This window comes from Plantactinospora sp. WMMB334 (assembly GCF_049179095.1).
Lineage (GTDB): Bacteria > Actinomycetota > Actinomycetes > Mycobacteriales > Micromonosporaceae > Plantactinospora.
This window is the reverse complement of record NZ_JBMHME010000002.1, coordinates 1,916,917-1,939,352: the sequence shown is the minus strand read 5'-3', so window position 1 is coordinate 1,939,352 and position 22,436 is coordinate 1,916,917. Positions and strand designations below refer to the sequence as shown.

General features: G+C 71.8%; 23 protein-coding genes and 2 pseudogenes. 11 read left to right on the top strand and 14 right to left on the bottom strand.

Annotation, left to right across the window (positions count from 1 at the left end):
* Window positions 1-162 precede the first annotated feature (162 nt).
* Entirely contained in the window at window positions 163-729 is a 567-nt protein-coding gene (locus ACN27G_RS08300; protein WP_421492185.1) for a hypothetical protein, read from the top strand.
* On the opposite strand, the gene ACN27G_RS08295 is transcribed toward ACN27G_RS08300, so the two are convergent.
* Together ACN27G_RS08295 and ACN27G_RS08290 are read right to left on the bottom strand one after the other, a co-directional pair.
* A complete protein-coding gene (locus tag ACN27G_RS08295; protein ID WP_421492184.1) occupies window positions 662-1,375 on the bottom strand; it encodes a hypothetical protein in 714 nt (237 codons plus the stop codon). The two genes, ACN27G_RS08300 and ACN27G_RS08295, sit on opposite strands and share 68 nt — an antisense overlap.
* 302 nt (window positions 1,376-1,677) lie before the next feature.
* Window positions 1,678-1,848 (bottom strand): hypothetical protein, encoded by a 171-nt coding sequence (locus ACN27G_RS08290; RefSeq protein WP_421492183.1) that lies wholly within the window; start codon window positions 1,846-1,848, stop codon window positions 1,678-1,680.
* On the opposite strand from ACN27G_RS08290, the gene ACN27G_RS08285 reads away from it, so the two are divergent.
* Window positions 1,838-2,158: a hypothetical protein gene (locus ACN27G_RS08285; protein WP_421492182.1), complete on the top strand. Its 321-nt coding sequence runs from the start codon at window positions 1,838-1,840 to the stop codon at window positions 2,156-2,158. The genes ACN27G_RS08290 and ACN27G_RS08285 overlap by 11 nt on opposite strands.
* Window positions 2,159-2,293: 135 nt before the next feature.
* Window positions 2,294-2,407, top strand: a pseudogene (locus ACN27G_RS08280) (hypothetical protein); the annotation flags it as partial.
* A 64-nt stretch (window positions 2,408-2,471) separates the two neighbouring features.
* Here ACN27G_RS08280 and ACN27G_RS08275 read toward each other — a convergent pair.
* Entirely contained in the window at window positions 2,472-2,624 is a 153-nt protein-coding gene (locus ACN27G_RS08275; protein ID WP_421497273.1) for a histidine phosphatase family protein, read from the bottom strand.
* A 62-nt stretch (window positions 2,625-2,686) separates the two neighbouring features.
* Window positions 2,687-3,112: a VOC family protein gene (locus tag ACN27G_RS08270; protein WP_421492181.1), complete on the bottom strand. Its 426-nt coding sequence runs from the start codon at window positions 3,110-3,112 to the stop codon at window positions 2,687-2,689.
* A 41-nt stretch (window positions 3,113-3,153) separates the two neighbouring features.
* Here ACN27G_RS08270 and ACN27G_RS08265 point away from each other — a divergent pair, with 41 nt between their 5' ends.
* Window positions 3,154-3,651, top strand: a complete 498-nt coding sequence (locus tag ACN27G_RS08265; protein ID WP_421492180.1) for a DinB family protein — start codon at window positions 3,154-3,156, stop codon at window positions 3,649-3,651.
* Between the two features lie 66 nt (window positions 3,652-3,717).
* Here ACN27G_RS08265 and ACN27G_RS08260 read toward each other — a convergent pair whose 3' ends face one another.
* Window positions 3,718-4,308: a DinB family protein gene (locus tag ACN27G_RS08260; protein WP_421492179.1), complete on the bottom strand. Its 591-nt coding sequence runs from the start codon at window positions 4,306-4,308 to the stop codon at window positions 3,718-3,720.
* Between the two features lie 38 nt (window positions 4,309-4,346).
* Window positions 4,347-4,856, bottom strand: a complete 510-nt coding sequence (locus ACN27G_RS08255; protein ID WP_421492178.1) for a PQQ-dependent sugar dehydrogenase — start codon at window positions 4,854-4,856, stop codon at window positions 4,347-4,349.
* Between ACN27G_RS08255 and ACN27G_RS08250 the strand changes: the two are divergent.
* Together ACN27G_RS08250 and ACN27G_RS08245 are read left to right on the top strand one after the other, a co-directional pair.
* Window positions 4,807-4,917 (top strand): annotated as a pseudogene (locus ACN27G_RS08250) (hypothetical protein); the annotation flags it as partial. The gene ACN27G_RS08255 and the pseudogene ACN27G_RS08250 sit on opposite strands and share 50 nt — an antisense overlap.
* Complete coding sequence (locus ACN27G_RS08245) at window positions 4,883-5,059, top strand: DUF3072 domain-containing protein (RefSeq protein ID WP_421492177.1); 177 nt, start codon at window positions 4,883-4,885, stop codon at window positions 5,057-5,059. The pseudogene ACN27G_RS08250 and the gene ACN27G_RS08245, both read left to right, overlap by 35 nt.
* Window positions 5,060-5,192: 133 nt before the next feature.
* Here the strand turns inward: ACN27G_RS08245 and ACN27G_RS08240 are convergent, their stop codons facing one another.
* Window positions 5,193-6,044 carry a PhzF family phenazine biosynthesis protein gene (locus tag ACN27G_RS08240; protein WP_421492176.1) on the bottom strand — a complete coding sequence of 284 codons (852 nt, stop codon included), beginning with the start codon at window positions 6,042-6,044 and terminating at the stop codon, window positions 5,193-5,195.
* Between the two features lie 96 nt (window positions 6,045-6,140).
* On the opposite strand from ACN27G_RS08240, the gene ACN27G_RS08235 reads away from it, so the two are divergent.
* Window positions 6,141-6,518, top strand: a complete 378-nt coding sequence (locus ACN27G_RS08235) for an ArsR/SmtB family transcription factor (RefSeq protein WP_421492175.1) — start codon at window positions 6,141-6,143, stop codon at window positions 6,516-6,518.
* A gap of 73 nt (window positions 6,519-6,591) precedes the next feature.
* Here ACN27G_RS08235 and ACN27G_RS08230 read toward each other — a convergent pair whose 3' ends face one another.
* A complete protein-coding gene (locus tag ACN27G_RS08230; protein ID WP_421492174.1) occupies window positions 6,592-7,647 on the bottom strand; it encodes an App1 family protein in 1,056 nt (351 codons plus the stop codon).
* A 180-nt stretch (window positions 7,648-7,827) separates the two neighbouring features.
* Here ACN27G_RS08230 and ACN27G_RS08225 point away from each other — a divergent pair, with 180 nt between their 5' ends.
* Both ACN27G_RS08225 and ACN27G_RS08220 read left to right on the top strand, forming a co-directional pair.
* A complete protein-coding gene (locus tag ACN27G_RS08225) occupies window positions 7,828-9,477 on the top strand; it encodes a hypothetical protein (protein ID WP_421492173.1) in 1,650 nt (549 codons plus the stop codon).
* Between the two features lie 34 nt (window positions 9,478-9,511).
* On the top strand, window positions 9,512-10,081 hold the full coding sequence (locus tag ACN27G_RS08220; protein WP_421492172.1) for an acyltransferase: 570 nt from the start codon (window positions 9,512-9,514) through the stop codon (window positions 10,079-10,081).
* A 75-nt stretch (window positions 10,082-10,156) separates the two neighbouring features.
* Here the strand turns inward: ACN27G_RS08220 and ACN27G_RS08215 are convergent, their stop codons facing one another.
* Genes ACN27G_RS08215 through ACN27G_RS08205 form a run of 3 tightly spaced genes read right to left on the bottom strand, consistent with a single transcriptional unit; the run spans window position 10,157 to window position 14,636 of the window.
* A complete protein-coding gene (locus tag ACN27G_RS08215) occupies window positions 10,157-11,440 on the bottom strand; it encodes a nucleotide sugar dehydrogenase (RefSeq protein ID WP_421492171.1) in 1,284 nt (427 codons plus the stop codon).
* 5 nt (window positions 11,441-11,445) lie between these two features.
* On the bottom strand, window positions 11,446-13,023 hold the full coding sequence (locus ACN27G_RS08210; protein ID WP_421492170.1) for a glycosyltransferase family 2 protein: 1,578 nt from the start codon (window positions 13,021-13,023) through the stop codon (window positions 11,446-11,448).
* A complete protein-coding gene (locus ACN27G_RS08205; RefSeq protein WP_421497272.1) occupies window positions 13,020-14,636 on the bottom strand; it encodes a glycosyltransferase family 4 protein in 1,617 nt (538 codons plus the stop codon). Before ACN27G_RS08205 ends, ACN27G_RS08210 begins: the two co-directional genes overlap by 4 nt.
* Window positions 14,637-14,961: 325 nt before the next feature.
* Between ACN27G_RS08205 and ACN27G_RS08200 the strand changes: the two genes are divergently transcribed.
* On the top strand, window positions 14,962-16,110 hold the full coding sequence (locus ACN27G_RS08200; protein WP_421492169.1) for a hypothetical protein: 1,149 nt from the start codon (window positions 14,962-14,964) through the stop codon (window positions 16,108-16,110).
* A gap of 15 nt (window positions 16,111-16,125) precedes the next feature.
* On the opposite strand, the gene ACN27G_RS08195 is transcribed toward ACN27G_RS08200, so the two are convergent.
* The 3 genes from ACN27G_RS08195 to ACN27G_RS08185 all read right to left on the bottom strand — a co-directional run bounded on the left by ACN27G_RS08195 (window position 16,126) and on the right by ACN27G_RS08185 (window position 20,903).
* Window positions 16,126-17,382 (bottom strand): nucleotide sugar dehydrogenase, encoded by a 1,257-nt coding sequence (locus ACN27G_RS08195; protein ID WP_421492168.1) that lies wholly within the window; start codon window positions 17,380-17,382, stop codon window positions 16,126-16,128.
* Window positions 17,383-17,548: 166 nt separating this feature from the next.
* The gene (locus ACN27G_RS08190; RefSeq protein WP_421492167.1) at window positions 17,549-19,099 is read right to left on the bottom strand and encodes a glycosyltransferase; all 1,551 of its coding nucleotides are present in this window, start codon (window positions 19,097-19,099) and stop codon (window positions 17,549-17,551) included.
* A 91-nt stretch (window positions 19,100-19,190) separates the two neighbouring features.
* Entirely contained in the window at window positions 19,191-20,903 is a 1,713-nt protein-coding gene (locus ACN27G_RS08185) for a glycosyltransferase (protein ID WP_421492166.1), read from the bottom strand.
* 427 nt (window positions 20,904-21,330) lie between these two features.
* Between ACN27G_RS08185 and wecB the strand changes: the two genes are divergently transcribed.
* Window positions 21,331-22,419 (top strand): non-hydrolyzing UDP-N-acetylglucosamine 2-epimerase, encoded by a 1,089-nt coding sequence (wecB, locus tag ACN27G_RS08180; RefSeq protein ID WP_421492165.1) that lies wholly within the window; start codon window positions 21,331-21,333, stop codon window positions 22,417-22,419.
* Window positions 22,420-22,436 lie beyond the last annotated feature (17 nt).

Here is a 22,436-nt window from a genome sequence, read left to right as displayed (position 1 = left end):
GCTCAAGTCGCAACACCGGGTTGCAGTATTAGCCGCCGATCGGGCGTCAGAGAACGTGACCGAGGATGGCGTCCAGCGCGATCGTGCCGATGAGTGGACGTCGCGTGACCAGGTACATCGGCCACTGGCATTCCCTTGGTCCTTGATGGCATCCTGGGTTGGATGGGCGGCACGGTGGACCTGAAGGACGGGCACGACGACGTCGTTGGCGTGGTGCGACGACTTCTGACGGGGGACCTGCCCGCTGAGTGCGATTGGTCCGGATTCCCATGGGACGACGCCCGGATCTGGTACCGAGTGACGATCGTCGCCTGGCCGTCCGGCGAGGCCGGTGAATGGGTCAAGGTGGTGATCGGATGCGCGCAGCAGCCTGCGACGTTCGGTGTTCCCAATGGCGCGGCGCCAGCCGTGAGCCGGTACTTGGACTTGAGCGAAACCCAGCGCTCGCAAGAGTGGTCGGTGTATCCAGGCGACCCGGCCCAAGACCGAAGTGTCTGGATCCATCTCGCGGCAACGGTACGCCAAGTACAGAACGCGTTCGACGCGCGAGCGCTGCACCGCGAACATGACCGGACATTCGGGCTTGTGGTGCGACGCCCGTGCTACGAACCGCAGGTGGCCCAGCACGATCACCGATCTACATCGAGTCTGTTGGACGTGGTCAAGCCGCGTCGGGCGGCCGAATGCCAAGCAACCGCAACAGATGCAGTGCCTGCTCCGTCGCCCTGACCATTTGAGTGGGGCGCAGGGGAAGCCGGGACGCGACGACCGTGTAGAGCTCGTCGCCCACGATCGCCCATCGGGGGACGCGTCCGGTCAGGTGGGCGGCGCGCAACGCGGGATCGGCAAGCTGGTGGGCGAAGTACGGTTCGTCGACGATGAACCGGAACTTCCGGAGGAACTCGTCCTCCCCGGCCCGGCGTCGGCCGACGGTCCGGCGGCGCTGCACAGCGGTGGCGGGATATGATTTTGGCAGCCGTACCACGGTGAAGACACCGTCTCCGTTCGGCTTTTCCACGCTGCCGCCGAGCCCGTCACGGGTCCAGGACAGCTCGCCAACCGTGATCGACAGTCCCCGCAGAGTTTTGACGGCGGCGAACCGTACGGTGACCGCGCCCGGCGGCGTCTGCTGCGGTGTCCAGGGCCATGCAGCGCGTGCGGCAGCAGGTGACCAGCCGTTACGGGCGCACCACCGGTCCAGCGAACGACCTGCGGCCAGCCGCCATCCGATCAGCCCGACGGCCACGAGGCCGAGTACGACGACGGCAAGCCCGAGGGTCGGCGCGACGCCGACGCGGTGCACGAGTGATCGGATCGCGATCCGGTAGCCGGCCAGGCCGCAACAGATCAGGCAGAGTACGAACAGTATCCGCACCCCGGCCGTCAGCTCGCCAGGTGGCCGGCGGTGGTCTCGGACAGCCCGAAACACCGATGGCCCGCGTTCGGGGTCGACGGGCGTCAGCCGGCACGGTGATGGGTCGTACGCGATGGTCAGGTCCGGGTGACGTGCTGGTGCGCACGGTCCCTGCCGTCACCGGGGCGCTGGCCGGGATGGCGACGGCCAGGCGGTGGCACCCGATCCGCTGTGCCCGGCGGGTGAGGCCCCCCGTCGCCGGGAATGGCCGGGCGATCCGTAGGACGCCGATGATCGGCGAGCGCCGCACGATGCCGCAATCCTCAAAGGGGGCGAGTCTCGATGTCTCGTTCCGGCTCCACGCGATCGGCGAGATAGCGCAGGAGCGCGGCGACCGACTCACGGAGGTCGGCCAGCGGCGGGCTGTCCCCGGCCGTGGTCGGCATCGCCGGCATGGTGGCCGCCACGTTCTCCAGCTCCGTCGTGGTTGTCACCATCGGGTTCGCCCTGGCCGGGATCGGTTTGCAGCCGGCCCACCCGCTTGCATTGAGCGCCGCCGGACGCGGGTCAGTCAAGAATCAGGCCCGGGTGATCGGCGCCAGTTACATCGGGATGGCGCTGATGCGGCCAGCAGTCGGTGGTCTCGCCGCCGCCATCGATGTCCAGGTCGCCCTGGGACTGGTGACCATCGCCCTCGGGATCGCTGTGTTCATCCTGGCTCCAAAGGCCCGCAAGGCGCCGACGGTCGATCGCGTTTCGTCAAATGCGCATGGTGACGAACGAGGGCTGTCATCTGTGCGATAGATATAGCTCTCTATTTCAACTCGGCCTGCGGATCTTCGAAGCCTGCGGGTCGAACATCAGCGACCTCGGTGAGGAACACAGGACCCCGCCATTGGTTTCCTGAAGGTGCCCGAGGGCAAGTCCAGCAAAGACCGCATGCATATCGATGTCCGGGTGGCCGGTCCAGGCCCCTGGGATATCCTCGAGCGCGCCCAACTGATCCGGCAGAACGTCCCCGAGTTGGTCGCCGCCAGCGCGACGGTGATCCGCGAGGAGTGGTACGGCGACGTGCTCGGTCACGTCGTCATGCAGGACCCCGAGGGCAACCCTGCGTTCACGCCACCGGGTCGCGGAAGCCGTCGGCCTCGTGCAACTCGGCCACGGTCACCACGTCGAGCCCGGCTGCCTCGGCGAACGGCGCCACCGACTGGCGGCAACGCAGCGCCGGACTGGAGTAGACGGCGTCGGCCGCCGATCCGTCGCCGATTCCGCGTCACGGCTGACGTAGCCCAACCGGCCCAGGCACTGCCTGCTGGCCCTGGTGGTCCGTCAACGGTGGCTGACGACGTTGACCACCTTGCCGTCCGGGTCGCGGACGAAGAAGCGCCGGACACCCCACTGCTCGTCGGTAATCGGGTGCACAATCTTCGCGCCCGTCGCGCGTACCGCCTCGTAGGCGGCGTCGACGTCATCGACCTCCACGGTGAGGTCGGGGTTTACGGGGGCCGCTGCATCCTCGGTGATGAGGATGACCTGCGCCGTGTGATTCTGCGGTGCGACCAGGTTGACCACCCAGCCCAGGTTCATCTCCTCCCGGAAGCCCAGGAGCTGGTAGAAGCCGCTGCTCGCGGTCGGGTCGGCGGTCGTGATATCGGGCACGGCACGGCGAATCGTCATGCCCGGATTGTGGCATGCCAGGGGCCGCACCTGCGCGAAACGACAGGTCGGCCGGTTACTCGTGCCGATGTCCGCCACGCAGTTGCTCGTGGGTGACGGCGGTCTGGAATGCTCTGCCCATGCCTTCCTATCCGCCCACCTTCGCCGACCAGGTCGTCGCACTGCCAGCCCGTGCCCAGTTCGAGGCGTTCCTCGACGAGCACCGCGGCGCGCTCAACGGCTGCCTGGACGGGCTGACAGAGGAACAGACGCGCCGATCGTTGGTGGCCTCCGCGACCACGCTGCTGGGTCTTGTGAAGCATGCGACTTTCGTCGAGAAGGTCTGGTTCGACGAGGTTGTCACGGGCCGTTCGCGCGCGGAGATCGGCATCCCTGCGGCGTCGGAGGAGTCGTTCGTCCTCGATGACGACGACACGATCGCCAGCGTCCGTCACGCACACCGGGAAGCCTGCGAAGCATCGCGCCGTGCGACGTCATCCCTGGGTCTGGACGACATCCTGCACGGGCACCGGCGGGGCCCGCTTCCGCTGCGGTGGGTGTATCTCCACGTGCTGCGTGAGCTCGCCGAGCACTGTGGGCACGCAGACATTCTTCGGGAGCAGCTCATCAACGAGTAGTACGCGGACGTCTCCGCTGCCTGGGAGAGACCTACGAGCGGCAGTGGTCCGGCGCCGACCGGGCGGCTATTCGAAGCGGTCAGCCAGCTTCGTCAGCTTGGTGACGTACGCCGGCCAGTCGTAGTCGTCAGGGATGTTGGTGTTCTCCGGCCGGAGACCGATCGCCATGTCATGCTGCTCACGCATGATGTCGGCGTGACCGGCGTGACGAGCGAGGTCGCAGATCACGTGGACGATGATCCTCTGCAGTGTCACGTCCTGTCGGCCCGGCCGCCACCATGGCACCCGCCCCGGCGCGTCGAGCGGTAGCTGTTCGATCGTCTGGTCCGCGAACACCCCGACCCGACGGTACAGGTCGATCAGCCCGTCCTTCGTCTCGTCCTCCCGCGCGTACCAGTCTGCCTGCGGGTCCTCCTCGAACGCCTGCATGGGGACCAGCTCCTCCGGCGTCGGAAACTCGCGCCCGAAGGTGGTCCCGAAGTAGCCGGCCTCGACATTGAGACAGTGCTTGACGACTCCCAGCAGGTTGTTGCCGGTCGCGGTGCGGGGCAGCCTGGCCTCGCGTTCGCTCAGCCCGTCGAGCTTCCAGATCAGGTCTCCTCGAGTCGCCTGAAGGTAGTGCTGCAGCGCAGCCTTCGCATCGCCCAGGTCAGCCATGCCCGCAGTCTTCCTTATCCGCCCGGGGCGCGGCCGGCTCAGCCCTCGTTCACCTCGACTCGCAGGATCCGGTCGTCGCCCGCCCGTGGGTCGGTGCCACCCCAGGTGGCGCCGTCGGTGTTCGACGTGACGATCCCGAGCGATCCGTCGGGGGCGACCTCCACGGTACGGATCCGGCCGTACTCACCGGCGACGTGGGCGATGGGGTCGGCCGTGGCGGCCCCGCCCCCGACGGGGAGCTGCCAGAGCCGCTGGCCGCCCAGCGCACCGATCCAGAGCGACCCCCCGGTGTACGCGACACCCGACGGGCTCGCGTCGTCCGGGTGGATCGTGGCGATCGGAGCCTCACCCGTGGACCCGGCGATGCCCTCGGTCTCCGGCCAGCCGTAGTCGGCGCCCGCGCGGAGGACGTTCACCTCGTCCCAGAGCCGCAGCGCGCTGGACTTTCCCGACACCGGTGACCTGCGCGCCGACCTGATCGCACAGGCCAGCGCGTTCGTGCGCCTGTTGAAGCGGGAGGGCGCGGAGAAGCCCGTCTCGGAACTCATCGGAGCGGCCCAGATGGACTCCGACCTTGCCCGGGCGTGGTCCGAGAGTTACGCGCTGCCCTGTCGCGAGCTCGCCCGGGTACGCCTCCGGGCCGCCCAGCGGCAGGGCCAGCCGAGACGTCCCGGACGGCCTGACCAAGGCGGAGGTCTCGCAGCTCATCGACGAGCTACAGGAGCAGACCGGCCGGGGCGGCCCCGGGTGAGCGCCGTCCATACCGGAGTGTCATCTGACGGAACGCCTCGGCGACCGTCACGCGCCCGGGTGGACCGGCCCGACCGTCGACAGAGTCAGGTCCGACCGGACCGCAGCCGGCGACGCAGAGCGTTCCGGGCCGGCTACTCCCCCGGGTCCGGCAGGGTGACGGTGCCGTCGAGGTAGCGGCGGTAGCTGCCGCGCAGGCGTACCCGATCGCCGTCGACATCGCAGTGCACGGTGCCGCCCCGGGCCGAGAGCTGCCGGGCGGTCAACCGGGTCCGGCCCAGCCGCTCGGCCCAGTAGGGCGCGATCTGGCTGTGCGCGGAACCGGTCACCGGATCCTCGAACGCGCCCGCCCCGGCACCGAACCAGCGGGAGACGAAGTCGACCCCGTCACCGTCGCCGGGTGCGGTGACGACCGCGCCGCGTACCGGAAGTCCGGCCAGGACGGTGAAGTCCGGCGCGATGGCCCGGACCTCGGCGGCGCTCCGGACGACGTACACCAGGTCGGTGTCCTGGAACCGGTGCTCCGGTTGGATCGCGAGCGCGGTCGCGGCGGTGGCGGCGGTCCCGTCGCCGTCGGGCACGACCCGGAGCCGGCCGGCCGGGAAGTCCAGTTCCAGCTCGCCGTCCCGGTCGGCCCGACCGACCGGCAGCCATCCGCTGCGGGTCCAGAACAGCAGCCGCCGGGCGTCCGGATGGACGTCGTCGAAGAGGTGCCCGGCGGTGGCCAGCGTCGCGTGCCCGCAGAGGTCGACCTCGACGGCGGGAGTGAACCAGCGCAGGTGGTAGGCGGGGTCGTCACCGGGTGGCAGTGCGGCGTCGACCGGCAGGGCGGCCGCGTAGAACGCGGTCTCGGAAAGGTTGTTCTCCTCGGCGATCGCCTGCAGGAGGGGGTCGGGCAGCCAGGCCGGCAGCGGCATCACCGCCGCCGGGTTGCCCTGGAAGACGCGGTCGGCGAAAGCGTCGATCTGGATCAGGCGGAGCCGCATCGGACCTTTCTAGCAGCACCGGTAATGTCGACCGGACCGCTCCCCCACCCGGCGTTAAACTCCTCTTGTATAAGTGAACGCTGAAAGGATGGCGACGTGCACGCGTTCGACGTTCTCGGCGATCCCGTCCGGCGGCGGATCCTGGAGCTGCTCGTCGACGGTGAGCGATCGGCCGGTGAGGTCAGCGCGGTGATCCAGAAGGAGTTCGGGATCTCCCAGCCGGGCGTCTCGCAACACCTGCGGGTGCTCCGGGAGAACGGGTTCACCACCGTCCGCGCCGCCGGCACCCGGCGGCTCTACGCGGTGGACCCCACCCCGCTGGAGGAGATCGACCGGTGGCTGGAGCGGTACCGGGGGTTCTGGACCCAGCGGCTGGACGCGCTGGGCACCGAGATCGCCCGTGGCCGGCGCGAACGCCGCCGGGCGGACCGGCCGACAGGTCGCCCCGCGACGCCCGACAGCCGTGGCGCCTGACACCCGCGACGCCCGACAGCCGAGGCGCCTGACGCCCGCGACGGCTGCGCGCACCGGCCACCGGCCGGACGGCTCAGACCAGGTTCGCCTCGCGGAGCAGGCGCCACAGGCCGGCGCCGTCCGGCGCGCAGAACCAGCGGTCACCGAGCAGGCCGGCCGTTGAGGCGCTGCCGCCGGCACCGTCGACCGGCGCCGGGAAGCCGCCGGCCAGCACCGCCTGGGTCGGGGAGAGCCGGCGGATCAGCACCGCCGCCACGTTGTCCGGATGCTTCGCCGCGAACTCGGCGTAGATCTCCTGGTCGTGCTGGCCGTCGTCACCGATCAGCAGCCACCGGATCTCCGGAAACTCGCGGACCAGCCGGGCCAGGGTGGCCCGCTTGTGCTCCCGCCCGTTGCGGAACCAACTGTCGGCGGTCGGGCCCCAGTTCGTCAGCAGCAGCGGGCCGGCCGGATAGAGATGCCGGGAGAGAAACCGGGTCAGGGTCGGCGCGACGTTCCAGGCACCGGTGGAGAGGTAGAGCACCGGTGCCCCCGGGTACGCGGTGACCAGGCGCTCGTAGAGCACGGCCATGCCCGGGACCGCCATCCGGGCGTGCTCGTCCAGCACGAAGGTGTTCCACGCGGCGAGCAGGGGCCGGGGCAGTGCGGTGACCATCACCGTGTCGTCGATGTCGGAGAGCACCCCGATCCTCAGCTCCGGGTCGACGATCCGGACCGGCGCGTCCACCGGGTCGGCGCCGGGGCTGGAGAGCCGCACGCTCTGCCAGCCGGGCGCCAGATCGGTTTCGACGACCAGGTCGACGAAGCCGCTCCGGTCGGACCGGGCCTCGTGGCGGCGACCGCCCGCCTCGATCACCACCGGTGCGTGCTGCACCGGCAGGGTGGCGAAGCTGCGCCAGCCGCGTACCTTCTCCGGCCGCCGGCCGGGACGGCGCTGGAGCCGGGTCAGCAGCACCCTGCCCAGCACGCGGACCCAGCCCGGGGCGCCGTAACCGGCGTACGGGACGATCGTGACATCCCACCCGCCCTGCCCCAGTCGACGCTCGATGAACTGGTGCACCGCGTCCTCGATCCGGGCCGCTCGGTGCAGCCGGGGCGCGGGCGCCGAACCGGCGGGTATCAGCGACACCTAGCCACCCTGCCACAGAGCATCCGGTCCGGCTACGAGACAGATCAACTATCCCGCCGGAAAGTGCCGGCTGCGACCCTCCGTCCCCGGGTACGACGTCGACGACCTGCGCCGATCCGGACGCCCGGCGCGGCGTGCCGTGCAAGACTCGTCAGACGGGACGGCGACGGGGGCGCGCTTGTGTCGGAGGCGGTGCCGCGCGGGGGACGGCTGGTGCGACCACTCGACCGGCCCGGCGCGGTCGCGCTCGGGCTCGGCCTGCTCGGCCTCGGCTACCGGCTGGCGCTGGTCCTGCTGACCGTTCCCGGTTCGAACAGCGACGAGGCCACCTTCGGGCTCGCCGCGCTGCACATCGCCGCCGGTGAGGAGCTGCCGGTCTTCCTCTACGGCCAGCACTACATGGGCACCGTGCAGAGCTATCTCGCCGCGCCGCTCTTCCTGCTCTTCGGCGCCGGCTGGATCCCGCTGCGGATCCCCCTGCTCCTCCTCTACGCCGTCTTCGTCTACCTGGCGTACCGGCTCACCCGCCGGCTCTACTCCCCCTGGCTGGCGACCTTCACCGTCGGGGTGCTCGCCCTCGGCGGCGAACGGGTGGTCCGGGACCAGATCACCGCGGTCGGCGGCCGTCCCGAGGTCAAGCCCGCCGTCCTCGGCCTGCTGCTGATCGCCCTCGCCCTCGGTCAGCGGCGGAGCCGGCACCGGCGGTGGGGTTTCGGCATCTTCGGCCTGCTCGCCGGGCTCTGCGTCTGGGACGACTGGCTGATCCTGCCCTACCTCGCCGTCGCCTTCGGGGTCCTGGTGCTGGGCTGCTGGCGGGAGCTGGTCGGGCCGGCCGGCGCCCTGCTGGCCGGCGGCTTCCTGCTCGGCGTCGCGCCGCTGGTCGTCGACAACCTGACCGCGCCGGCCGGGCAGGACTCGCTCTCCGTGCTGCGGCAGGTCAGCGCCGGTGAGGCCGAGTCGACCCCGGGGCAGGCCCGGCTGCACGGTGCGCTGCTCGTCGGCGTACCGCTCGCCACCGGGCTCTGCCGGCCGGAACGCTGCGACCCGGTGGAGATGTCCTGGGGCGGGATCTACCTGGCCCTGCTGCTCGTCGCCGGGACACTTGCGGCGCGAGGACTGGCCCGCCCCGGCGGCGGGGCGAGCGCCCCGACCGGGGGTGCCGGCGAGGCGGTCCGGGCCACCCGGATCGGGTACGCCACCCGGCTCGCGCTGGTGCTCGGTGCCGCCCTCACCCTGGCCGCGTACGCCCGCAGTTCCCTCGCCGGCGACACGCCGCTGGCCAGTGCCCGCTACCTGTCGATCCTGCAGATCTCCCTGCCGGCCGTGCTCTGGCCGCTCTGGCTGCTCGCCCGCCGGGCGGGGCGGCTCGCCACCGGCCCGGTGACGCGGATCGGCGGGATACTCGCCGGCGCCGTGCTCACCCTGCTGCTGGTGCTGCTGGTCGGCACCACCGCACACCTGATCGGCGAGATCGGGACGATCCGGGCCGAGGAGCGGCAGCAGCGGCACCTGGCCCGGACCCTGGAGCGGGCCGGCGTCGACGCCGTGTACGCCGAGTACTGGACCTGCAACCGGCTGGTCTTCGTCACCCGGGAACGGGTCGCCTGTGCGGTGCTCGGCGCGGACCTGCGGCCGGGGCAGGACCGCTATTCCGCGTACCCGCGCCGGGTGCGTGCGGCCGAGCGGCCGGCGTACGTCCTCGAGGTGGGCACGCCCGCGGAGGGTGCCCTCCGGGCGCACCTGCGCGGCTCCGGCGTCGCGGCGCGGGAGATCCAGGTCGGGCGGCACCGGATCTACCTGCCGGCGGCGACGCTGCGGCCACCCGGCTGACCCGGCCCCCTCCCCTCCCGTATCCTCCGAAACCGTGACTTCAGCGAAGAACGAGCCCTCCGCCCTGCCCGACACGGTCTTCGTGCACCACTCGGCCGAGGTCGACGAGGGTGCGCGGATCGGCGACGGCACCAAGGTGTGGCATCTCGCCCACGTCCGCTCCACCGCCCGGATCGGTGCGGGCTGCGTGATCGGACGGAACGTCTACGTGGACGCGAACGTCGTCGTCGGCAACCTGGTCAAGATCCAGAACAACGTCTCCGTCTACCACGGTGTGACCATCGAGGACGAGGTCTTCGTCGGCCCCTGCGCGGTCTTCACCAACGACCTGCGACCGCGGGCGCAGAATCCGGACTGGCAGGTCACCCCGACCATGGTGCGCCGGGGCGCCTCGATCGGGGCGAACGCCACCCTCGTCTGCGGGATTGAGATCGGCGAGTACGCGATGGTCGCCGCAGGCTCGGTGGTGACGAAGGACGTCAAGCCGTACCAGCTGGTGGCCGGCAACCCGGCCCGGCCGAAGGGCTGGGTCGACGCCCGGGGCGAGATCGTCTCGCGGGACCCGGAACGCCCGCCGGCCCTGGCCGACGCCGAGACCCGCTGACCCGCGCCGCAGGCTGAGCCCGGTGGGTGCCGGACTCAGCCTGTGTCGCGTTGCATCGCGTCGCCTGTGTCGCGTTCAGCCGCCGATGACCACGCGGCGGACACCGGACCAGCGGGCCGGGTCGGTCACCCGACGCCCGTCGACCAGCACCTGCACCCCGGGCAGGTCGGCCGAGCCGAGGGTGCGGTATTCGGTGTGGTCGGCCTGGATCACCGCCGCGCTGACCGACTCGCCGGAGTACGGCGGCAGGCCGAGCGCGGTCAGCTCCTCGCGGGAGTACATCGGGTCCGAGACGTAGGGCCGGGCGCCCCGGCGGCGCAGCGCCTCCACGGTCGGGAAGACGCCGGAGAAGGCGGTCTCCTTGACCCCGCCCCGGTAGGCGGCACCGAGCACCAGCACCTCGACCCCGGTCAGGTCGCCGACCGCCGCCGCGAGCAGGTCGACGGCGTACTCCGGCATCGCCGCGTTCGCCTCCCGGGCCGACCGTACGACGGTGGCCGCCGGGTCGTTCCAGAGGTACATCCGGGGGTAGATCGGGATGCAGTGCCCACCCACCGCGATGCCCGGCGAGTGGATGTGGCTGTACGGCTGGGTGTTGCAGGCCTCGATCACCTTGATGACGTCCACCCCGACGCTGTCGGCGAAGCGCGCGAACTGGTTCGCCAGCCCGATGTTGACGTCCCGGTAGGTCGTCTCGGCCAGCTTCGCCAGCTCCGACGCCTCGGCCGAGCCGAGGTCCCAGACGCCGTTCGGGCGGGGCAGGTCGGGGCGCTCGTCGAAGTCCAGCACCGCCTCGTAGAACTCGACCCCGCGCCGGGCGGACGCCTCGTCGACCCCGCCGACCAGCTTCGGGTAGCGGCGCAGGTCGGCGAAGACCCGGCCGGTCAGCACCCGCTCCGGGCTGAAGACCAGGGTGAAGTCGCGACCGACCGTGAGCCCGGAGCCCTCCTCCAGCATCGGCGCCCAGCGGTTGCGGGTGGTGCCGACCGGCAGCGTGGTCTCGTAGCTGACCAGGGTGCCCGGCTTGAGCCCGGCCGCGATGGACCGGGTCGCGTCGTCCATCCAGCCGAAGTCCGGCACGCCCTCGGCGTCCACGAAGAGCGGCACGACCACGACCACGGCCTCGGACCCGGCGACCGCCGTGGCGGTGTCGGTGGTGGCGGAGAGCCGGCCGGCCGCCACCGCCTCCTTGAGCTTGACGTCGAGGTCCGCCTCGCCCGGGAACGGCACGGCACCGTCGTTGACCAGCTTCACGACCCGCTCGGAGACGTCGGCACCGATCACGGTGTGCCCCTTGTCGGCGAACTGCACGGCGAGCGGCAGCCCGATCTTCCCGAGCGCGACGACACAGATTTTCATGCCTACTACTTTCCTCCCTGGGGCAGCCTGCGCCGCAGCCGGGCCAGGACCCGGCGGGGCGTGACAGGTGCGATGGCGATCACGAGTTGGCCTCGGTGACTCGTTGTCGGGGTGAGCACGAAGAACCGCATCCCCCGGCGGAGCATGAATCGTGACACGGCGGGCCGGGTCGGCGCCCGCAGCGCCGCGCTGCCGACCCCGCCGAAGGCGGTCAACTGGGAGCGTACGGGAAGCAGCGACCCGCCGGCCCCGGTGGCGCCGCCGAGCAGGAGACCCACCCGGAACTGGGCCCGGACGGTGCTGCCGGTGCCGTCCCGGCTGGTCTCCAGCGTGGTGCCGGTGACGTCGCCGGCGGTCATCCCGATCGGGCCGGAGGTCAACGACGCCAGGTCCCGCCGCGGGGTGCGGGCGGTGACGGTGAGCGCCCGTTCACCGTCGGCGCAGGTCTCCCAGTCGACGGAGACCGCCTCCAGCCGGGCGAGCCAGTCGGCGGCGGCGCCGGAGACGTCGAACCAGTCGTCCGGCAGCTCCAGCCGGGGGTCCCGGAAGCCGGGATAGCCGGCGTACCAGCGCTCCCCGTCCACGATCGTCGGCGGTACGCCCTGCTCGGCGTCCTGCCGGACGACCGCGAGCACGTCGTCGACGTCGCCCCGCCAGGCGGTGCCGATCCGCAGCCGGGACTCGATCGGGAGCTGGGCCCGGATCCGGTCGGTGAGATAGCGCTCGGCGAGCTGCCGGACACCGGCCACCACCTGCTCCTGGACCGCCCGGTCCAGCTCCCGGAAGTCGTCCTCCAGCAGGCGGGCGACCTCCCAGGTGAAGTGCCGGACCAGGATGGCGTCGCGCCGCTCGCCCGGCTCGATCAGGCCGGCCACGAAATCCATGATCGACTCGGCGCAGCGGAGCCGCTCCACGTGCCGGGACCGGTAGGTGATGTTGCGGGCGTTGAGCCGGCGTACCGCGTGGTAGAAGTCGTAGTCCGCGAGCACCGAGATCCGCTTCGCCCGGAAGCACGCCTCCAGGGTGAAGGGCTGGTCGCTGCCGACCGGCATGTCCTCGGGGTAGCGGAGCTGGTGGCGCTCGATCAACTCGCGCCGGAACAGCTTGGTGTTCGCCAGCGACCAGGGCAGCGCCGAGTCGAAGAGGTCGACCTCCACCTCGTTGCGGGCGAAGATCGCCTGGTGGATGTTGCGGCTGTTCACCCCGACCGCCCTGCCGAGGACCACGTCGGAGTCGTACTCGTCGGCCGCGCGTACCAGCCGCTCCAGCGCCTCCGGTCCCAGGTAGTCGTCGGCGCCGACGAAGAAGACGTACCGGCCGGTGACGTGCGCCAGGGCCCGGTTGCTCGGCACCGCCGGCCCGCCGGAGTTCTCCTGGTGGATCACCTTGACGGTCTCCGGGTGGAGCCGGGCGAACCGGTCCAGCTCCCGCCCGCTGCCGTCGGTGGAGCCGTCGTCGACCGCGACGACCTCCAGCCGGTCCCGGCCGATCGTCTGTCGCACAAGCGAGTTCAGGCACCTGGTGAGGTAGGGCATGGTGTTGTAGACCGCCACCACCACGCTGACGTCGGGCTCCCGGCTCATCGCGCGGCGGCCTCCATCGCCGGCCGGGGCGACGCGGCCGGCGGTTCCGCCGGCGCGACCGGCGCCGCCGGCTCGGCCAGCAGCCGCCGGTAGACCGCGTCCAGGACCTCCGCCTGGGCCTGCCAGGTCCAGGCCGCGAGCAACCCCGGACGGTCGTACGCGGCCCGGTAGCGCGCCGGGTCGGCGAGTACGGCCCGGACCGCCCGGACGTAGTCGTCGACCTCCTCGGCCCGGAACACCTCCCCCTGGCCGGTGGAGCGGACCGTCTCGGCCATCGTGCGCACGTCGCTGACCACCAGCGGCAGCCGGGCGTGCGAGTACTCGAAGAACTTCGTGATCAGCGCGATCTCGTGGTTGGGCCAGTGCTGGATCGGGATCACCCCGGCGTCGGCGCCGGCCAGGAAGGGCACCACCTGCCGGTGCGGCACGTACGGCAGCACGTGCAGCCGCTCCGCGACGCCGAGCGCGGCGGCCCGGGAGCGCAGCTGTTGGACGTACGGACCGTCGGGCTTGTTGACCACCAGTGCGACGTGCACCCCGGCGAGCTGCGGCAGGGCCTCGATCATCGTGCCGAGGCCGCGCTTGGCTGCGGCCACCCCGCTGTAGACCAGCAGCGGCACCTCCGGTCCCAGGCCGCACCGGGCACGCAGCTCCGGCGCCGGCTCGGCGTCACCCGTGCCGTCACCCGCCGGGGCGGCCTCCCCGTCCGGAGCGGCGGCACCGGGCGCGGGCACGTCCGGCGCGTTGAGCAGCACCGCCGGCAGCTCGGCCAGCCCGTGCTCCCGGCGCAGCATCTCGGCCAGGGTCGGCGAGACCGTGATGGCGGCGTCGGCGTACGGGACGAACTCCCGCTCGTGCGCCCGGTGTGCCGGCAGCCAGCGGGCGTTGTCCTGCCACGGCTGGACCCCGGGCAGGAACTCGTGGGCGTCCCAGACCAGCTTGACCTCCCGGCCCGCCACGGCGGCCCGGACCTTGGCCCGGGCACCGACCCCGATCATGCGGAAGTCGTGCGCGTGGATCAGGTCCGGCGCCAGCTCGTCGACGACCGGCCCGAAGGCCAGCTCGTAGTCCCAGAGCCCCGGCTCCAGCCGGCGCCACGCCCTGCCCCCCTGCACGGTCGACCAGAACCAGGTGTAGAGCCGGTCCCAGGGGCTGCGCAGCCGGCGACCCCTGCGGGCCCGGGTCAGCATCCAGTAGCGCAGCGAGACCCAGCGTCGCAGCAGGTGCGCGGCGCTCCGCTCGACCCGCAGCCGGCGGCGGCGCCGCTCCAGCAAGCGTCCGGCGAGCCCACCCCGGGCGGCCAGGGTGAGTTCCGCCTCGCGCTGCCGGATGTCGGTCTGCCACGCCTTCACCCACTGGGCCCGGTGCGCGGCGATCCCGCTCGGCGGGTACGCCAGCGGCCAGCGCAGCCAGGCCCGGCGGAACTCGTGCGGGCGCCGGGCCAGCGGGTCGGGCATCGGCAGCAGCCGGACCTCGGCCGGGCCGAGCTGCCAGCGCTCCGCACCGCCGTGCGGCGAGCGGCCGAGCAGCGTCACCGCCCAGCCGGCCTCGGCCGCCGAGCGGGCCACCTTCTGCACCCGGGAGTCGCCGTGCACGCCGTTGTCGACAAGCATCACCACGCGACCGCGTTGACCCCGCGCCCCGGAGGTGCCGCCAGAACCCGTTCCGCCCATGCTCCGCCTCTTCCGGTCCTGCCGCGAACGCGGGCGAGTCTACGTCAACGGCCGGCGGAGCCCGGCGTCGTGTCACCGGCCGTCCCCCCGTGCCCGGAATCGGTTGGTAGGCTTCCCGCGTCCTACCTGGATCAACCCTGCACCCCCGTCTCTGGTCAGGGCCGTTCCGCCCCAGGGCAGGGCAGCTCTGCCCGGCCGGGTCCCGGCCCCGCACCATTCACCGCCATCGCTCACCCCCATCGGTTCCGCCTGAACAGGGACAAAGTTGACGACGCTGACAGCAGAGGTCACACCGGCACAGAGCAGCACACGTGGTGGTCGACTCCTCGCGGCAGCCCGGCATGCCGCTCCGGCACTCGCCGGCTACGGGGCGGTCAAACTGCTCGGCGTCCTGGCCGTCGTCGTCTGGGGCCTCAGGGCGGACCGGCAGCCGTTCCGGCTGCTCGCCAGGGCCGACGGCGGGTGGTATCTCGGGATCGCCCAGCACGGCTACGACATGGGCGCACGGCTACAGAGCGACATGGCGTTCTTTCCGCTCTATCCGGGTCTGATCGCGGCACTGGAGCCGGTCACCCCGATGGATCACCGGGGCACCGCCCTGGCGATCAGCTGGCTCGCCTCGCTCGCCGCCGCCTGGGGGATCTTCGCGATCGGGGACCATCTCGTCGACCGGCGCACCGGTGTGCTGCTCGTCCTCGTCTGGGGTGCGGTGCCGCACGCGATCGTGCAGTCGATGGCGTACACGGAGGGGCTCTTCACCGCCTTCACGGCCTGGACGCTGCTCGCCCTGCTGCGCCGGCAGTGGCTCACCGCCGGGGTGCTCTGCCTGCTCGCCGGCCTCACCCGCCCGACCGCGACGGCGCTGATCGCGGTCGTCGGCCTCGCCGCCCTGATCGCGGCGGTCCGCCGCCGGGACGGCTGGCGCCCGGTCGCCGCCATGCTGCTCGCCCCGGCCGGCTGGATCGGCTACCTGGCCTGGGTCGGCTGGGTCACCGGGCGCCCGGACGGCTGGTTCCACATCCAGAGCGAGGGCTGGAACATGGCCTTCGACGCCGGCGTCAGCACGGTCCGCCGGGGGGCCAGACTGCTGCTCAGCCCCTCGGCCCTGGACTACTACGTGGTGACGCTGGTGATCGTACTGGCCGTCATGCTCCTGCTGCTCTGCCTGCTGGACCGGCAGCCGTGGCAGCTCGTGCTCTTCAGCGCCCTGCTGCTGGCGAACACCCTGGCCGCCGCCGGCTACTACCACGCGAAGGCGCGGTTCCTGCTGCCCGCCTTTCCGCTGCTGCTGCCGGTGGCCGTCGGGCTGGCCAGGACGGGCCGGGCCAGGGCCGGCATCATCGTGACGACCCTGGTGCTGGCCTCGGCCTACTTCGGCGGTTACCTCCTGGTCCTCTGGCCCAACTCGCCCTGATCCAACGTTGGCGGATCAGAGCCGGTACGACTCCTCGCCGGTGGTCACGCCACGGGTGTCGAAGAACCGCCGGGCCCGCCGGGCGAGCTCGTCGGCGTCGTAGACCCGGTGGTTCTGCACCAGGATGGCGAGATCCGCCTCGGCCACGGCGGTGTCCGCGTCCTCCACCCGCCGCACGTCGACGCCGGACGCCGTCCAGTTCGTCACGTACGGGTCGTGGTAGCTCAGCTTGGCGCCGAGCCCGGTGAGCAACCGAGCCAGCGGGACCGCCGGTGACTCCCGCTGGTCGGCGATGTCCGGCTTGTAGGTGACGCCGAGCAGCAGGATGTTGGCGCCGTTGGTGGCCATGCCGGCGTCGTTGAGGATGTTCTGGGCCCGACGTGCCACATAGCTCGGCATGGTCGCGTTGATCTCCTGGGCCAGCTCCACGAAGCGGAACGGGTAGCCGAGCCGGGTCCGCACGTTGTGGCTGAGGTAGTTGGGGTCGATGGGGATGCAGTGCCCCCCGACACCCGGCCCTGGAAAGAAGGGCTGGAAACCGAAGGGCTTGCTGCTGGCCGCCCTGATCACGTCCCAGAGGTCGATGCCGAGTTCGTGGCAGAACCGGGCCATCTCGTTGACCAGCGCGATGTTGACGTGTCGGTACGTGTTCTCCAGCAGCTTCGCCGTCTCCGCCTCCCGCGTCCCCCGGGTCCGGACGACCCGTTCCACGAAGCGGCCGTAGAACTCGGCGGCGCGTTCCGTGCAGGCCGGGGTGTGCCCGCCCACGACCTTGGGAGTGTTGCGCGGGCCGAACTCCTTGTTGCCCGGGTCGATGCGCTCCGGGGAGAAGGCGAGGTGGAAGTCGACCCCGGCCCTGAGGCCGGACTTCTCCAGGATCGGCCGGACGATCTCGTCGGTGGTTCCCGGATAGGTGGTCGACTCCAGGATCACCAGCATGCCGGGGCGGAGATTGCGGGCCACCGCCCCGACCGCCGACTCGACCGCCGTCAGGTCGGGCCCGCCGTCCTCGGCCAGCGGGGTCGGTACGCAGATCAACGCGGTCGACGCCGTGGCGATCTCGGTCTCGTCGGTGGTGGCCCGGAACCCGGCCGCGACCATCTCGGCGATGTCGGCGTCGGAGAGGTCGTCGACGTGCGAGGCCCCGGCGTTGAGTCCGTCGACCACGCGCGGGCTGACGTCGAACCCGAGGACCGAAGCCCCGGAACGCACCGCCTCCCGCGCCAGCGGGAGGCCCACGTAGCCAAGTCCTAGAATCACGACATCTGTCATTACTCGTCCCTCAAGCCGGGGTGGGTCTCCTGGACTCCGCCTGCAACGAACTCCGCCTACAACAACCTGCGAATGCTATCCCACGATCCGTCTGCCCCGAATTGCCACGATCCGCGGCAGACGGAGAGCTGCGACACGCTGTCACCGGCGCCGACCGGTCCGGCGATCAGCGCGGCGCGGGGGCCCGCTCCGGCAGCAGCCGGCGGTAGAGCCCGGCCTGCACCTCCGCCTGGACCTCCCAGGTCCAGGCCGCCAGGTCGATGGACTCGTACGCCTTGCGGTATCGCTCGGGGTCGGCGAGCACCGTCCGGGCCGCCCGCACGTAGCCCTCGACGTCGTCGACCCGGAAGACCTCGCCCTGGTCGTTCGCCCGGACCGTCGCCGCCATCGTCTCGACATCGCTGACCAGGATCGGCAGCCGCGCGTGCGAGTACTCGAAGAACTTCGTGATGAGCTGGATCTCGTGGTTGAGCCAGTGGTGGATCGGGATGACCCCCGCCGTCGCCGAGGAGAGGAAGCCGACCACCTGGGAGTGCGCGACGTAGGGCAGGATGTGCAGCCGGTCCGCCGCGCCGAGCTGCGTCGCACGGGCGACCAGGCTCTTGATGTAGGGAAGCTGCGGATCGTTGATGACGAACGCCACGTGCGCCTCGGGGAGGTGGGGCATCGCCTCCACCATCACGCCCATCCCCCGGTGGGCCGCCGCCGCTCCACTGTAGACGAAGAGCGGCGTGTCCGGCCCGAGCCCGCATGCGCTGCGGATCTCCGGGGCGTCCGCGTCCCACTCGACGTCGGCCGCGTTCGGCGTGTTCAGCACGACCGACGGCAGCTCCGGCAGTTTGTGGTCCCGCTTCAACAGCTCGGCGAGCTGGGTCGAGACGGTGATGACCGCGTCCGCGTACGGCGAGAACTCGTGCTCGTGCGCCATGTTCGCCGTCATCCACCGGGCGTTGTCGGACCTCGGCTTCACCCCGGGAAGGTACTCGTGCACGTCCCAGATCAGCTTGATCGACCGGCCCCTGCTGCGGGCCCGGATCTTCGCCCGGGCACCGACGCCGAGCATCCGGAAGTCGTTGGCGTAGATGATGTCGGGCTTGAGCTGGTCGACGACGGGACCGTAGGCGAGCTCGTAATCCCAGAGCTGCGGCTCCAGCCGGCGCCACGACCGGTCACCCATCGCCCGCCGCCAGAACCAGGTGTACGCCCGGTCCCACGGGCTGCGCAGCCGGTTGCGGTAGCCGAGTCCCTTGGTGTGCTGCCAGTAGCGGAAGGAGACCCACCTCTTCACGACCTTGGCGGCCGTCGACTGCACCTGGAGCAGCCGTCGCCGCACCGCCTTTCCGGCGGAGGGCTCGGCGGTGGCCAGCAGCGCCCGCTTGATGGTCAGGTCCGCCTGCCACGCCCGGACCGCCTGGGCCCGGTGCGCGGCGATCCCGGTGGGCGGGTAGCCGAGCGGACCGAAGATCCAGCGGCGCCGGTACTCGTGACGCCGCTGCCGCAGCGGGCTGGGCATCCGGACCAGCTGGACCGTGGCCTCACCCAGTTGCCAGCTCTCCGGCCGGCCGTGCGGCGAACGGCCGAGCAGGATCACGTCCCAGCCGGCGTCGGCGGCCGAGCGGGCGGTCTTCTGCACCCGCGAGTCGCCGTTGACTCCGTTGTCGACGAGTATCACGATGCGGGCGGGCGCCGTCGGCTCGTTCGTCCCCGTCGCGACCATTGGTTCTCTCCTCTTCATAGAGGTCGATCGCCCGCCGTGCGGACGGGACACGACCTCGTATGCCCACGCTGTGAAGGGTCGGGTTACCGCGCTATTTCCCGCCGCCGGGGCTGCCGCCCGCCGTCGCGACGGCCATACCGTACACGAGGTCGTCGAAGTGGTTCTTGACGATCTCCCAGTCCCAGGTGGCGATCGCGTGCTCCGCGGCGGCCTCACCGGCCGAGCGCCACGCCTGCTCGGTGGCGGTCAGCGAACGGATCCGCTCGGCGGCCTCCTCCGGCGAGTCGACCACCCAGTCCGGCGGGAAGAGGCTGCGGGCGCTCGCCGACCGGCCGGCGAAGAAGGGCCAGTCCCGGACCACCGGCACGGCGCCGCTGGCCGCCCCCTCCACCAGGGCGCAGTGGAAGCTCTCCCGGACCGAGCTGCTGACGACGACCCCGACGTCGCGGAACGCCTCCGGCATGTCCTCGGTCTGCCCCATCCGGACCACCGCGCCGGCCGCCTCCAGGTCGGCGATCTCGGCCAGCAGCTCGTCCCAGAAGCGCCGGGCGTCGGGGCTGGCGTCCGCGTCGAGGTCGTGGCCGTACAGGGCGAGCCGGTAGCGGTCGTCGTGGGCGCGCAGGTGGCGCAGGACGCGTACCGCCCAGCCCGGGTCCTTGGCGACCGCCTTGATCCCGACCACCCCGAGAGTGAAGCGGGCGTCCGGGTTCTTCGGCCGGCGGTACGACCGCAGGTCCATCGCGTTGCTGATCACGTGCAGCCGGGTGCCGGCCGAGGCCATCGCCGGGACCGCGGCGACCGCGAGGTCCCGCAGGTGGTCGGAGACGAAGACGAGGTCGTCCACCCGGGAGAAGTCCACCAGGTGCGGCCAGTGCGCGAACGCCTCGAAGCTGTGCAGCCGGACGACGACCCGGGTCGAGCCCGGGTCCACCAGCGAGAAGAGCACCGCCATCGCCGCGCACCAGTCGACGAAGACGACGTCGGCCCACTCCAGCTGCGGCCCGAGCCATTCCTCGACCCGGTCGCCGAAGCTGGAGCGCCCGGCCAGGATGTGCTCCATCATCGCCCGGCTGTTGTTGAGCAGCGGCACGTGCGTGCCGTCCTCGCCCGGGTCCAGGAAGCGCACCTCGACGTCCGGCCGCTGCTCGAAGTGCCGGCGGATGGCGCTGAGGAAGCCGTGGTTGCCGTAGGTGGCGATCAGCAGTCGCAGCGGCCGGTCGGTCGGCACCGGCCCGGGGGCGCCGCTGCGACCCCGCGGCGCCGAGAGCGCCTGGACCGTGGCGCTGGCGTGCCACTGCGCGAGAAAGCCCGCCGGATCGTCGGCGAGCGGCGACGTCATGCGGTCGAACTGGAGCCGACGGTGGAACAACTGCCGGTGCACGGTCTGCACGGCGAGCACCGCCCCCCGGCGGTCCCCCTTGGCCAACAGGCCGTCGGCGACCGCGAGCTCGGCGGAGACGGCGGCCGGCAGGCGCGGCGGGGTGCCGTGCTCCAGCTCGGCGCCCACCTGGCGCATCAGCAGGTCGGCCCGGAACCGGCGGTTCCGGATCCGGCGCAGCGCGGCGTCGGAGGTGCGGAGAGCCTGCTCCGTCCGGCCGGCGCGGAGCAGGCTGTCCTGGACGTGACCGGCGAGCCTGCTACGGGTCCCCTCGGGGAGCCCGGGGCTGGCGAGCGCCACCCCCCAGAGCCCGGAGACGACCCGGGAGCGCAGGAGCGTCGGCGAGGTGGTCCAGCCGAGTCCGGCCTTTGCCGAGCGGGCGACCGTCCGCCGGACCTTCCGGGCGACGCCGCCGCCGCCACTCATCGCCGGGCCTCGGGAGGGTTCGCCCGTACCCACGGAGGATCGGAGATCATTGCGGCACGGCTCCCTGATGCTGGCGTTTCCCACGGCGATGCTGGCGTTTCCCACGGCGATGCTGGCGTTTCCCACGGCGATGCTGGCGTTTCCCACGGCGATCCCATGGCGGTGAGCGCGTCGCAGTCTGCCACAGCGGACGGAGCACCGGCAAACAGCAACCGGCACCCTCGGAGGATCCAGTGGCCGGCGACACGGACCAGCGGTAAACACGGGCGTACGGTGCGATATACCCCCGTACCGGGCAGGGCTGGCGTATCCTGCCGCTTACCGGGGCGTACGCGGGAAGTGGCTAGACTCCAAGCGCCGGCCGCACCCGGATCCTTCGCAGTAGCCGGCCCGTTCGGCCCTCGTCGACAACCTGGAGTGCTTCCACGTGAAGGTCGTAAGTATCGTCGGGGCTCGTCCCCAACTGGTGAAGCTGGCCCCGATGGCCGCCGCGTTCGCGGAGACCGAGCACCGGCACGTCATCGTGCACACCGGCCAGCACTACGACGCCGACCTCTCCGACGTGTTCTTCTCCGGGCTCGGCATCCCGCAGCCGGACGTGCACCTCGGCATCGGCTCCGGCACACACGGCGAACAGACCGGTCGGACTCTCGCGGCGCTGGACCCGGTGCTCGCCGCCGAGAAGCCGGACTGGGTGCTCGTCTACGGCGACACCAACTCGACCCTCGCCGGTGCGCTCAGCGCCGTGAAGCAGCACCTGCCGGTGGCCCACCTGGAGGCCGGCCTGCGCTCCTTCAACCGGGCCATGCCGGAGGAGCACAACCGGGTGCTCACCGACCACGCCGCGGACCTGCTGCTCGCGCCGACCGAGGAGGCGATGCGGCACCTCGCCGCCGAAGGGCTGGCGGCCCGGGCCCGGATGGTCGGCGACGTGATGGTCGACGTCTGCCTGCGGGTCCGCGACTCGGTGCTGGCCGGGCAGCAGCCGCCGGGCGAGCTACCCGAGGGCATCGACCCCGGTGCCTCCTACCTGCTCGCCACGATGCACCGGGCCGAGAACACCGACGACGGCAAGCGGCTCGCGACCCTGGTGGAGGCGCTGGCCGCCCTGCCGGTGCCGGTGGCGCTGCTCGCCCATCCCAGGCTGGTGGCCCGGGCGGACGAGCACGGCGTCAAGCTGGCCCAGGGCGCGATCCGGGTCGGCCGGCCGCTGTCCTACGCGGGCATGGTGCGTGCGGTGCTCGGCTCTGTCGGCGTGGTCACCGACTCGGGTGGCCTGCAGAAGGAGTCTTACCTGCTTGGCCGCGCCTGCACCACGCTCCGCCCGGAGACCGAGTGGTCGGAGACGCTCGACGGCGGCTGGAACGTGCTCGTCCCGGACCCGGGGGCGATGACGGCGGACGCCTGGGTGCGGACCGCCACCCGGGAGGCGCCCACCGCCGGGCGCACCGAGCCGTACGGTGACGGGCGGGCGGCGCAGCGCGTGGTGGAGGTCCTCGCCACCGCCTCGACCTGACCGGCCCGCCGGACGGT